The sequence below is a fragment of the Flavobacterium sp. genome (assembly GCF_965262375.1).
Classification (GTDB): domain Bacteria; phylum Bacteroidota; class Bacteroidia; order Flavobacteriales; family Flavobacteriaceae; genus Flavobacterium.
The window spans coordinates 1,209,447-1,223,452 of record NZ_OZ253527.1 but is presented as its reverse complement, the minus strand read 5'-3'; the positions used below and the strand labels follow the sequence as shown (position 1 = coordinate 1,223,452).

Annotated in this window: 7 protein-coding genes; all 7 read right to left on the bottom strand. The window is 35.3% G+C overall.

From position 1 onward, the window contains the following. Positions 1-28: 28 nt before the first annotated feature. The 7 genes from ACQY29_RS05700 to ACQY29_RS05670 all read right to left on the bottom strand — a co-directional run bounded on the left by ACQY29_RS05700 (position 29) and on the right by ACQY29_RS05670 (position 13,999). The gene (locus tag ACQY29_RS05700; protein ID WP_428224274.1) at positions 29-2,146 is read right to left on the bottom strand and encodes a gliding motility protein RemB; all 2,118 of its coding nucleotides are present in this window, start codon (positions 2,144-2,146) and stop codon (positions 29-31) included. A gap of 120 nt (positions 2,147-2,266) precedes the next feature. Beyond that, the gene (gene deoC / locus ACQY29_RS05695; RefSeq protein WP_428224273.1) at positions 2,267-3,013 is read right to left on the bottom strand and encodes a deoxyribose-phosphate aldolase; all 747 of its coding nucleotides are present in this window, start codon (positions 3,011-3,013) and stop codon (positions 2,267-2,269) included. Positions 3,014-3,080: 67 nt separating this feature from the next. Next, a complete protein-coding gene (locus tag ACQY29_RS05690) occupies positions 3,081-3,464 on the bottom strand; it encodes a VanZ family protein (protein WP_428224272.1) in 384 nt (127 codons plus the stop codon). Further along, positions 3,436-3,816, bottom strand: a complete 381-nt coding sequence (gcvH, locus tag ACQY29_RS05685; RefSeq protein ID WP_428224271.1) for a glycine cleavage system protein GcvH — start codon at positions 3,814-3,816, stop codon at positions 3,436-3,438. Before gcvH ends, ACQY29_RS05690 begins: the two co-directional genes overlap by 29 nt. 62 nt (positions 3,817-3,878) lie before the next feature. After that, positions 3,879-11,012: a cell surface protein SprA gene (sprA, locus tag ACQY29_RS05680; RefSeq protein ID WP_428225879.1), complete on the bottom strand. Its 7,134-nt coding sequence runs from the start codon at positions 11,010-11,012 to the stop codon at positions 3,879-3,881. Between the two features lie 33 nt (positions 11,013-11,045). Then, positions 11,046-11,627: a Holliday junction branch migration protein RuvA gene (gene ruvA / locus ACQY29_RS05675; protein ID WP_428224270.1), complete on the bottom strand. Its 582-nt coding sequence runs from the start codon at positions 11,625-11,627 to the stop codon at positions 11,046-11,048. Positions 11,628-11,710: 83 nt separating this feature from the next. Beyond that, on the bottom strand, positions 11,711-13,999 hold the full coding sequence (locus ACQY29_RS05670) for an NADP-dependent malic enzyme (protein ID WP_428224269.1): 2,289 nt from the start codon (positions 13,997-13,999) through the stop codon (positions 11,711-11,713). Positions 14,000-14,006 lie beyond the last annotated feature (7 nt).

Here is a 14,006-nt window from a genome sequence, read left to right as displayed (position 1 = left end):
ACGGGATTTTTTTTTTTGACTCCTAAAATTAATAATCGAAATACCAATTAAAAACATCCGAACGTAAACCAATAGAAAACCAGGTAGTCGTTTCTTTGAATACTGTAGGTGTAGTAACGGTAGGATTAAAATCTCTATAGATAAAATTTGCAAATAACTTGAGATTAGCAATGGGATTCACTAGATAACCCGCATTCAAATCGGCAATAAAAATCTTCGTTTTATTTCCTTGCCCCACAATAACACCGTTGTCAGCATAACGGTTTAAATCATAATCTTTATAAATATTAGAACCGTAATTTTTAGTATCCGATAAGCTATCAAAGTCTAAACCTCTCAAACCTATATTCAATTTAGCATCTGCAAACCAACGTCCTTTATTATAACGCGCAATTCCAATAAATTCATTCAAATTAGCCCCCCAATTGTGTCCCATATTTTGGTTATTATGAGCATAGTTAGTAATTATCTCACTATGAGAATACACATACGGACGAACTATATTATACTCGGCTTGGAGGTACAAATTAGGAACTCCAAAAGCATTAAAATATTTACCTCCAATTTGGTAGCCTACTTTATTTTTCCAACTTCCTTTTCCACCAAACATATCACCCACAGAAAATTCATCTATAAAAAATTGACCATAAAAATTAAGATGATTGTTCCACTTATATTTAGAGGTTAAGCCTAAAGCAGCATTTCCGCTCTTTGATGAAGAAGCGAATTCAACAGAACGGTAGAAAATTATAGGATTAATAAAATTAACATCAAAACCTCTATCATTAGTATTTGCCCAAACTACAGACTCAAAAAAGCCCATATTCCAACGCTTAGTAACATTCCAACTCAAATAGTGATTAGCCATATATTTAGTAGCATACGTTTTCTCTAGAGTAACCTCTGGTCGAACGTCTTTTAACCACATATAGGTATTAGTGTATTTTATTTTCCAAAAAGTAGTGTTAATTTTGAAATAAGGATACGGGCTTGCAGCATCGGACTCTAATAAAGAACGGTAACCATCCCCTATAAAATTCCTACCATACCCCAACTGTAAATTCAACTGTTTAGAAGGCGTATAGGACAAATTTGCTTCAGCCGATGGAAAATCAAATTGATTACCTTTAAACTCTTTAGCAATACCAATTCCTGGAATAATAGCTGGGTTTCCACCTGAAGGACGTTGCGCAATTGCTAACCGATTATAATAATCTGGAAAATACCCTTGGCTTTCATAAATTGAAGAAGAAAACACTAAATCAGCCGCCAATCCTCCCTGCAATTGAATCGCACGTGTGTTAGTGTACGTATAGCCGCCAACATTAGGAGAAGTAGTCCCTAAACGCAAATCAAAAATTGGATTCAAAGTAAACCAATAGTCTTTACCTTGAATGGCAACTAAATTTTCGTTAAGCAATTTTCTGCCCCACCAAGATTTTTTAGGCACTAGCAATGAATTAGTATGTTTTTCAAAATCAAAATATCGACTAACTTCCGAATATGTAAATGGTTTTGATCCCGTATGATTATTTGTCCCTACTTGATCCATCGCAGCAGCTATTTGACTATAATAACTGTGACTGAATGGAATGTTGAGATGACTTTTAAATTGAGGGTTTGAAAAAACACTATAATTTTTTTCAACTTGATCAAATTCATGGCTTTCAAGTTCAGGTTTTTTTTCGTTTAAATTTTCTGAATCGACAAGTGCTAATTTTAATGAATCTTTAAGAGGTAAGTCTGTATTTAAAGTATATTTCACATAAGTAGGCACCCCATTAAAAGTACCTGGTTCAACTTTAGGTAAAAGAGAAAAAACGCGCTTTATTTCCGCTTTTAATTCAGGATATAGCGCATCTATATAAATTATTTGAAATTGCCCTTCGGCATCAACTTCAAACAGGGTAATAATTTTACCTACATATTTTTTATCAGCAACTATAGCTGGCGTATTAAAATTATTGAATACAAATTGTTGCAATTGCAAGTCAAAACATGGTTTCTGTTCCTTTTGTAAAACTGATTTGCAAGCAGGAAACACAGGTACTGTTTCTTGATTAACCACTTGCGCTTGAAGTATATTAACCAATAACAACCCCCACAAAAGGAATACATTTTTCATAGATGTAATTTTATATATCATTTTTTTCATAACCAACTCTCAATACTACTTTATCCCAGCGTAGTTAATCAAAACACTATGCGGATAACACTGGTCATTACAACCTGTTTTTCAACAACTTACAACGAATTACAAAATCAACTAATAATCACTATCTGCAATAAAACCAGCTGCAATAGATTTAGCTGAAGATGTTCCAATACGCATCACTCCCAGTTTAATCATTTCAATAGCTTCCTGTTGTGTACGAACCCCTCCCGCGGCCTTCACGGGCAATGGATATGCATTTTCTAACATCAAACTAATGGTGTGTGAGGTTGCTCCATTGGGCAATTGATTTTGAGTAACAAAAAAACCCGTAGATGATTTTACAAATACTTTTTGAAACTCACTTTCTTTAAAATGCGTAACTACACATTGTTTGATCAAACTGGTTAATTGAATAATTTGATCATCAGAAAGTGCAGCCACTTCAATAATAAATTTAACTACTTTATGATGCTCTAATCCTAAACGAGTACATTGATACACTTCCTCTTTAACCGCATCTACAGCCCCGTTCTTAAAAGCCTCATAATTCACCACAAAATCAAGCTCATCCGCACCATTATTGATCGCCTGTTGTGCTTCTGAAAGCTTCTCTTGCAAAGAACCTGTGCCCTGTGGAAAATCAATGACTGTACCCACTAATAGATTAGACGCAGCATCCTGTACTAGCGATTTAGCAAAGGAAACTTGATCTGGGCGGATCATCACCAATTTGAAACCCTCTTGAATGGCTTCTAAAACAACCGATTGAACCACTTTTGTGTTTTCCGATTCAGATAACTGAGCTTGCTGTGCCGTTTTTAAATATGTAGAATCTAGATAGTTTTGAATTGCCTTCATGTTAAAAATTTAAAAGATACCAATAGATAAAAATAAAAAATCCCACCAAAGTGGGAACTGTTTTTTATCATTTTATTAAAAAAAACTTAGTCACAAAAAAACTACTCAGCAAAGCGCCTAAAGTATTGGCTAACATATCTAGCACTTCAGCATGTCGCGTGGTGGTAAATACCTCCTGCGCAATTTCAACAGAACCACCAAGAATTATCGCTATTACAAATAGCCTAAAAAGCCATTTAAAATTCAAATGATTGCGCGCTACTAAAAAGAGACTCCATAAAAAAACAAAGACAAAGTAGAACACAAAATGCGCTACTTTGTCTTGATAAGGAAATATAAATTTTGGATTTAATGAGGGCGCTTTGAAGCTAAGAAGCAACACAAACAGCGTCCATCCTAAAGCCCAAAAAAAGGATTTTTTATTAGGCTCCGATAAGGCTCTTATAATCATCACTTGATAATAAAGAATCGATTTCAGAAGCATCAGAGATTTTTACTTTAATCATCCAAGCCGCTCCATATGGATCTGAATTTACTAATTCCGGATTAGATTCTAATTCTTCATTAAATTCAACGATTTCACCTGATAAAGGCAAGAATAAGTCAGAAACGGTTTTAACAGCTTCTACTGTTCCGAAAACTTCGTCTTTTGCTAAAGTTTGATCCAAAGTATCTACTTCAACATAAACGATATCTCCTAATTCTTTTTGAGCGAAATCAGTAATCCCTACAGTAGCTACATCCCCTTCGATGCTTACCCACTCGTGATCTTTTGTGTACTTTAAATTAGCTGGTATGTTCATTGTGTTTCAATTTTGATTGCAAAAGTATAATTATTCAAAGAATAACCATAGAATTTCTAAAATTAATTTCCTAGCGTATATCGCAAAGTAAAATAAGCTCGAATGTTCGTAATTGGGAACGCAGTAGATATTTCCGATTTATTAAAATTATAATCAAAATTAAACAACGTTGTCAAATTACTACTCATCTTATAATCGCCTGTAAGCTTAGCCGAGATAATATTTTGACCGCCTCCTATTTGATTATTATCATAATCCAAGCTTCTTACTAATGTTTTGTTATTTCTAAAAGACAAATCGGCTCTTAAATTGATATCGCTTTTCACTACTCCACTAGGATTATCAGCTAAACGAGTTCTAAGCGTAACATCTTTAATACGGTAGCCCAACCCTATTACATATTCCTGACCTTTCATTTCAGTCAATAAGTTATTATCAAAACTCATCGACAAGGTACGATCTCTTTTAATCGTTGCTATTAGTTTCATTGAATTTTTAAATTCAAAATCAACCATAATTAACGGATTGAATTGCTCAGTCAAGTTGACATTACCAATAAGATTTTGGCCATAGTAATTCCCTGATACATCTCGTCCATCAGGATTTTTATCATATTCGATATTCGATCGTAATGAATTGACTGTATAAGCTGCTTTATAAGCATGTTGTAAACTGATTTTTTTAAATCGATCTTTAAAAAATTTATAGCGCATTAACCCTGTATATTTCACATTCCAGTTAGGCAACGGAAAACTTCTTTTGTACGATAACGGAATTGTTGCAGCCGAATTAAAATCGCTTGTATAAGCAGCTAAGAAAGCAGGCAATAATACTTGTTGGCTATTTTTACTATACCCATTAGGAAAACCGTAAGGATCAATATTAGCTGGATTTGAAATATCAATACCCCTAGCAGTAGCAAGTCTTCTGGCTATTTCTAATCTATTATCTCTAAAAGCTTGAAAAGCCGCAGAACCATTTTCATCACTTTGAGCAAATGAGTTACCAATCATCATCGTTGAGATGGAAAAATTTCCAGTAGAAAAAGGTGATAACGAATGATACTCATTATCAACTACATTATATTGCTCACTGTAATTTGTAGATTCATTACGATCTGCAGTAATATCAATTTTCAAATCATTGAAAGGTTCCAAATTAGCTGTAGCCTGAATTTGTTTAGTCATCACTTGAGTAAAGTTTTGATTAAATTCAGGATAATTCGTTAAATAACCTCTTTTAGCTGCTTCAAAACGGATATCATCTTGAGAACCAAAAATAAACCCTAAAGAGGGCTTAGTAGAGCCAAAGAAACCAATACTTGGCAAGAAACCCGGTAACATAGTTCCATTTGTTTCTGAATAAGTGATTTGAGTTTGTTTTAAACTCGTTGCTAAACCAATTAAGCCATCTGTAAAAACATTAGCTTTTGCCACTTTCTCTTTTGGTTTTGCTACAATTTTTTCTCCAGGTTTTGGTGGAGCTACAGGCGTTGCCGCTTTAGTGCTTTTTTTGCTTCTCTCAGCAAATTTTACTAAGCCAATGTATTTGTACAAAGTACTCATAGTAAAACTTGTAGACAATTTATGCGTATTAGCATTTTGAACAGTGTTCCCTAAATCATACACCAAATTTGGATTGTTCGAATCCGGTCTGAACTCATGCAAAGCCACCGCACCTCTATTCCAAGAATAGTCACCAGTATAAGTATAATCAGACTTCACAAAAGACAATAACGGAATTTTATTGATAGGCAATTCATAATTCACAGTCACTTTCTGATTGTGTTGATTAGGCTCCCCAATATTCCAGAAATCATCCCATACCGTATATTCTGGACTATCTAAACTATTGGTCAAAATAGGATCCGATGTTCTGATAATATTACCTGTTGAAGCGGAATAATTTGCTTTTAAAGAACGGGTAAAATTAAAATTAAATCCATAATTATAATTGAACAAGAAATTTCTACGGTATTGAGGTCCTACTCCTGCTACAACACCTTCATCCACTTGACGAATCTGCTGCTTATTGAACTGACGCATAATGGCAGAACTGAAATTGATGTTATTAGGCAAATAATTAAAATTAAGATCGCTTAATAGTTTCCAATACGTACTTTTTTTCATAAAAGCAGTAGATTTAAATGGCTCAATTGCTTTTGTTTTAAAGGCATAATTATAATCGGCAGAAGTACGTACTTGCTGATCTAAAACATTTTCCATTTCAAAATCACGATGTTTTGTAGCACTATAAGAATAGGAAACCGTTAGATTTTCTACATCGTAAAAATGAGGTTTTTGCTCAGCATTTCTATCTTTTTTAACACCAATGAAGCTAATACTTTCTCTTTTGGTAAAATTTTCAGATCTTTTCTTTATCGCGTCTTTTTCAGCCTCGCTTTGCGCACGACTTAACACATCATTCAGTTTTAAATCTTGATATAAAGGATCGTACTCAGGAGTAATAGTTTGTTCTCCAATAGCATAATTCATTGGCAGATTAATCCCCCATTTCTTAGGCAATAATTTACCTAACCCAACATTAGTAACCACATCATATTGCCACATATCTTCACGGCTACGTTCATTGGGTTTTTGCTCTATACTTCCAAAACCAACAGTTCCCATTTTTCCAGTAGCGGATAAAGTTAAGAAATCAGCAAAGTTAGTATCTAAACTAGCCGTAGCAGCCATACCGCCTTTGTTATCCATGTCGGCCAAACGTAATTCGTTGAACCATACTTCCCCACGAACAGGATCAGTAGAAATCCCATTTTTAGGATTTTTAAGTCCCACCATTATGGTTCTCACATACCCAATATTAGGATTCCCTTTTACCCCTATAAGTAAATCTTTATTAGAAGAACCGCCATATTCACCAGCATTTTTAACAAAAATACCATCACCACCCACAGTAGTCTTGAAACTATCAATTTTAAGTTTTCCCAAGGCATCTAAAACCACATCCATTTCATTAGCTGCAGGCCAAATTAAATTAGCGTTCCTACCTGCAGTAGTCGCTGTAACTTTTAGTGGAATTTCAATTTGATAGAAATTGTTTGTAAAATCATTACCAAAACGAATAAAAGCATGCATTTCATCATCTTTCAATACATCTTCTGGTAAAGCTTCTGCGTGTAAAAACATTTTCAAACGTTTGTACTGACGCATGTCTACGCTCACGTTTTTAAAAACGGCACGAGAATCACCTTCTGCAAGTCCACTTGATTTACCAGCAACACCGTAAACACGTAGCGCTAACGATTGTTCATTTTGATTGATTATAGTATTATTATTATTAATTTGCTCTCTTTGCACCCCCGGAGGCATCACATAAGGAATAGGGCTACGGGATTCATTCTCCTGTATATTCACGCTTTGTGCATCAAAACCAGTTTCAACTTGTGGAAGAGCTGGATCCAACTGCTGAGTGTATCTACGCCATTCTCCACGCACTAAATCTAAGGCACCAAAACGTACGGTAACTTGTTCATTAAATCCGCTCATCAACATTCGCATGAAACGAATAGAACGTTTATCTGATATCGGACCTACTTTATTGGCACTATTTGGATCAATAGGTATCTTATACTGCAACCAACGTACTTCTGTTGTTTGTCCATTACTCAAAGGAACTGGTTTGATACGTTCACTAACGATATAATTATCGCCAACTTTTGTATTCGGTTTCACATCAATATCATAGAAAAAATATGCTTCTACGGTATTCATCGTATTGTCACGGTTAATATCTTCTACATCTGGGAGCGTCCCATTTCCTCTATTGGTATCGCCCACATCTACAGGGGAGTTATTCTCTGTACCATTATATTTTTTGTATTTTTCTACAATGCCTCCTCTCGTATTTAAGTAAAATTGATAGTTATCTTGTGCTGGGTCTTCTTCATTAGCAAAATTGGCAAATTTTAGTTTTTCTTCTGCATCATTCAAACCGTTTAATCCAACATCTTGATAGGTTCTGTTAGCTGAATCAGCATCAAAAGCATAAATTAAAGATTGATTGATAGGTTGTTTTCCCCACTCATTAGTATTCACCTTTTGATTAGAGCTAGGACCTGGCATTCCATTTTCATAAAACTTTCTTCCATCGTTCAAGACATCTTCCGATACTTCACCTAAGTGGATGGTTAACTTCCCTGTATTTGCAGGAGAAACATTTGTATTATAATACGGATCTAATATCCAAAACTGCATATATTCCACATTCGACTGTTCAAAGTTGGTAGTAGTTATAGGACGCATGATCCCTGCAAACGATTTATTAGTATCTAAAGGCTGATTAGAAATGGCATTAGGATTAAAATTAAAAGGCCCTCTTTCTTTAGGGTAATATGTCAAATCTAACGTATTTACTACTGTAGATTCACCTACTGCAACATTAGTTTGCGGATATAACTCCTCCAGATAAATTCTTCTAGTATCATATTTTGAAAGTTCGTTGTCATTAACATCTGCAGGTCTATCATTAGCATAAAAAACAGGATCGATAGTATACCAATTTAATTTCGCACGATTGTAACCATATGATAATCTATCATTCAAAATACCGCCCTGAAACGCCGTAGGCACACTGGCTAATGACCACGATTGTGGAGAACGCATATCAATAGTTGATTGCGACCCTTCAAAATCATCGACATACACGGTAGATTCGCCATTAAACTGATCGATTTTAGACGTCCCTGGCATTAAATAAGCAAACTCCGCACGTAATGATAAATTTGAAGGCACATCAGTATCTACATTCGGTAGTTTGTTAACCAAACGTGTAAACAAAGGAATTTCAGTAGAGAAATTACCATTTAAACCAAACATAGTATTATTTACCGACTCCTGACCGTAATTAGATTTTACCGTAAAAGGTCGTTCTGATAAATTAATTAGGGTAGCATTCATCTGAATTTTATCAGAAAATTTATGCTCTATATCAAACCCCATAAACCTACGTGTTTGTTGACCAAACACAGAGTTATTTTCAACGGAAACTTGAATAGGAACACCCGAGGCTTGAAGCCCTGGATCTAAAATTTGAACTTTACCAGCCTGATAGTTAACCGTATAATCTAATCCCTCTTTCAAAACCCTTCCTCCAGCAGTTACCACAACAGATCCACGAGGTACATTTACGGCTCCTAAAGATATTCCATCGCCACCAGAGGACTTGAACTTACCTTTTAATTGAAATTTGTTTTTCTCTGATTTTTGTAATGCTGCGGCTTGAGTTTCTCTATATAAACTTCTGAAAACATATTTTTTTTGATTGGCATTATAGGTCAAATCATTATCATTGTTATACACCTCCGCTGGAGATGTTTTCAACTTATTAAAAAGACTTTGCCCAAATGGTTCAACCTTAGTAAATATAATACGAGCATTTTGAGTATCAACGGTTAATCCAGGTAAATAATCAAAATAACCATCAGGACTATTAGGGTCATTGTAATAATTCAATTTGTCGACATCAAAAACCCTAAGCAATGGCAAACCACTAATATCGTTAGTAGGTTTAGGATCGACCAAATTAATATAATTCACCGGTGAAGGATCACTGTATAAAATATTGAATTTAAAATCAGTTTTATCTAACTGATAAGCTCCAGGGATTTGATAGATATTCTTCATCATCAAATTCCATATAGGCTTATTAATATTATTTAAATTAGGCTTAAGCAATTTCAAAATTAAAGCATTACTTGAAGGTATATCATTAGCATCAACCACAGTCGCATCGACACCATCGTTACCAAACTCTCCCACTTGAAACACTTTGTCTCCTTCAGTATACTGATAAGCTACAGCTAGCACCTCATCATTAGTCAAACGCTGATTTAACGATATATACCCCAGTTGTGGATGATATGTATACTCACTAGGATTCAATTTACGAGCATTTTCAAGTTTCGAATAATCAACACCTTCAGTCACATTGACCCCAGTAAACCCAGCAGAAGCATTTGAAACATCACGAATAGCAAGATTTAAATTACTATTACCTATTCCAATTTCTTTAGGGTTGAAAGCATTGTTTTTATTATCAGAAGGAGCATCTGGAACTCCTGTAAAGAAATTAGGAGGAATAACACCCAATCCTACAATTTCATTTGTAGGGATAGCAGCATTACGTTCTTCACCTAAATCGGCAAGAGCCACTACATTTCTTATGTTATTTCCATCCCCTCCAGCTGTAATTCTATTTTGCCTGTTGGTTACCCAAACTTCAAGGCGGGTAATTTGTGTTCTAGCATTAATAACTGGATATGTCTCTAAAGCATTATCATATCGATTTCTGAAATATTGAGATAAGAAAAAGTGTCTATCCGCATCATAATCGAGTGCAAAAAGGCTAAAATCCTGCACCAATCCACCACCTTGAGAAGTCACCGTTTTGGTTTGTGATTTTTGTTCTGAAAACACCCCTGTAAAAGTTGTTTTACCAAACTTAAGTTGTGTTTTAACCCCAAATAAACTTTGCGCACCACGGATCAAACTGTTAGTAACGGGCATGCTCACATTACCTAACTCAATTTTTTGTAAAATATCGTCTTCGGTAGGTGTGTATTCTAATTTGATAAGATTTTGAAAAGCAAAAGTAGATTCCGTATCATAATTCACATTGACTTTTAGCCTAGTCCCCACTTGCCCAGTCAAACTCATACTGATTCTCTGATTAAAATCAAAGTTAAATAATTCACGATTTCGAGGAGATAAAGCGGGATTATCTTGCTTAGAATAGCGCATTCCTAAATCCACCTCAACACTACCAGTTGGTTTGATATCAATAGTATTACTTCCAAAAATAGATTCAAACAAGCCAGATCTGATATAATAACGCGGTAATAAATTCTTTTTCTTTTCTTCAGACCCTTTCTTTTGTCCCGCCAAAGCATCTATTTTTTCCTTAAAATAATTGCGCATTGCCTCTTTCTGAATCAACTTCTGATATTCCTCAGGCGTTAATACAATGGGATAATCTACGTTAAAACCTTCAAAAGTTTTAGTATAAATATATCTATCAGTTACTGGATCATACGTATAGGCTTCAAGGATACTTTTAGGATTTGGCAAATCCATTTTCCCTTTATTATACCCTTTTACCGTATCTTTTTCCTCCTGAGCAAAGACATTTGAAAAAACAAATAAAAACAGTACAAAAAAACTGTTTTTAAGATACATAAGTGGTGAATAAGAAGAATTATTTTTCAAAACTTATAAATTTTTTAAGGCTTGTTTAATGATATTTTCTACAGTAGCATCAGGTGTAGATGCTAAAATTTTATCTACGACTTTTTCGGCGGTTTTACGCACAAAACCTAAAACCTCTAAAGCAGATAACGCTTCATCTTTGTTTGTATTGTTTGGCACTAAAGAAACTTCATCAATCTCATAGATTTTTAACACTTTATCTTTAAGTTCAATGATGGCTCTTTGTGCTGTTTTTGCACCTATTCCTTTAATCGATTGAATCACGCCAACATTTTCGGTCGCTATGGCATTGACGATTTGTTTGGGCTCTAAGGAGGATAACATGGTTCTGGCCGTATTGGCTCCGATTCCTGAAACTGAAATCAATAATCTAAAGATTTCTCTTTCTGATTTTTGCATAAAGCCGAAAAGCGTATGCGCATCTTCTTTTATTTGAAGATGAGTATACAACTTAATCATATCGGTAGCGGGCAATAGTCCAAAAGTGTGTAATGATATATTAATGAAATACCCTACCCCGTTGCAATCAATCACAACGTCGGTAGGGTTTTTCTCTACTAATTTTCCTTGAATATGTGCAATCATTATTGGCTTATAATTATTCCACCAAATATAGTAATTTTATTAGATTGCCAACTTCCTGATTTTCAAATGCATTTTTCAAGAATTTATTTTTGAGTACGTACTCTTTTCTCTTTTTCTTGTGCATCAATTACTGCAATGGTTGCCATATTTACCATCTCTTCCACACTTGCTCCTAACTGGAAAATATGCACTGGTTTATTTAATCCTAACATGATAGGTCCGATGGAATCAACTTTATATAGTTCTTTCAACATTTTATAGGTAATATTCGCCGATTCTAAATTTGGAAACACTAAGGTATTTACTTTATGTCCTGCTAATTTAGAGAATGGGAACTTACTTTTTAACATCTCAGGATTCAAAGCAAAATCCGTTTGAATTTCACCATCCACTATTAAATCTGGATAATTTTGATGTAAATAAGAAACCGCTTGACGCACTTTAGCCGCACTTGCATCTTTTGAGGAACCAAAGTTAGAAAACGACACCATCGCCATTACCGGTTCCATACCAAATAACTTCACCGTTCGAGCAGTCATCAAAGCAATACGCGCTAAGTCTTCCGCTGATGGATTAGGATTAATAGCGGTATCTGCTAAGAACATAGGACCACGTGCTGTCATCATCAAGTTGGTTGTTGCAATACGGCTTACCCCTTGCCCCTTACCTATCAATTCCATCATTGGTTTTACTACCGATGGATAACTGCGAGAATACCCTGTAACTAAAGCATCTGCTTCCCCTTCGTTAATCATCATCGCGGCAAAGTAATTACGCTCACGCATCCATTTTTGGGCATCTAGTAACGTAATTCCTTTTCTACGTCTGCTTTCCCAGTATTTCTCTGCGAAACGATTTTTACGTGCTTCTTCTTCTTTAGATTTAGGGTCGATGATTTCTACCTCAGCCTCAAAACCTAATTCTTCTTTTAATTCTAAGATAATTTCTTTATTTCCTAACAAAATAGGTGTTCCAATACCCTCTTCAAAAACAATTTGAGCGGCTTTCAAGACATCTAAATGGTCTGCTTCGGCAAAAACAACTTTTTTAGGATTTGTTTTAGCACGGTTAACTAGCATACGCACCATTTTATTATCAGAACCTAAACGCTCTAGTAATTGGTCTTTGTAAGCATCCCAATCGGTAATAGGCTGTTGTGCCACACCGCTTTCCATAGCTGCTTTAGCTACGGCAGGAGCAACTTCGGCAATCAAACGAGGGTCAAATGGTTTAGGAATAATATAATCACGACCAAAAACTAATTTTGTTTCCCCGTACGCTACATTTACTTGTTCAGGAACGGGTTGTTTAGCCAAACATGCCAAAGCTTTAACCGCAGCCATTTTCATAGCTTCATTAATCTTGGTGGCTCTTACATCTAATGCTCCTCGGAAAATATACGGGAACCCTAATACATTATTCACCTGATTCGGATAATCTGAACGTCCTGTTGCCATGATGATATCTTCACGCGTACTTATCGCAAGATTGTAATCGATTTCTGGAACTGGATTAGCCATGGCAAAAACAATAGGATTGTTAGCCATAGTTAACAACATTTCGGGTTTTAACACATTACCGGCAGAAAGTCCTAAAAACATATCGGCACCTACAAGTGCTTCCCCTAAGGTTTTTGCCGATTCGTTTTTAGCATATCGATTTTGATGTCCTAGCAAATCGGTACGGTCTGTAGTTAGCATCCCATTGACATCGAACATATAAATATTTTCTGCTTTTACTCCTAAAGCCACGTACAAATTAGCACAAGCTAAAGCTGCAGAACCTGCTCCAGATACAACCAATTTGATTTTATCAATATCTTTTTCAGCTAATTCCAAAGCATTCAACAAAGCTGCCGAGGAGATAATAGCAGTACCATGCTGGTCATCGTGCATCACCGGAATATTTAATTCCTCCACTAATCTTCTTTCAATTTCAAAAGATTCGGGTGCTTTGATATCTTCTAAGTTAATCCCACCAAAAGTTGGCGCAATTGCTTTTACGGTTTCTACAAATTTATCAACATCAGTAGCGTCTACCTCAATATCAAAAACATCGATATCTGAAAATATTTTAAATAGTAAAGCTTTCCCTTCCATTACGGGTTTTGAAGCTTCAGGACCAATATCACCTAGACCTAAAACCGCAGTACCATTAGAAATTACGGCCACTAAGTTTCCTTTGGCGGTATATTTGTAAACTTTATCAATATCTTTTGAAATTTCAATACAAGGTTCAGCTACTCCTGGCGAATAGGCCAATGATAAATCACGTTGTGTAGCATATTTTTTAGTCGGAACCACTTTGATTTTTCCTGGTTGTGGTTTCGCGTGGTACAATAGGGCTTCTCTTCTTTTTTTATCGTCTGACATAGTTTTT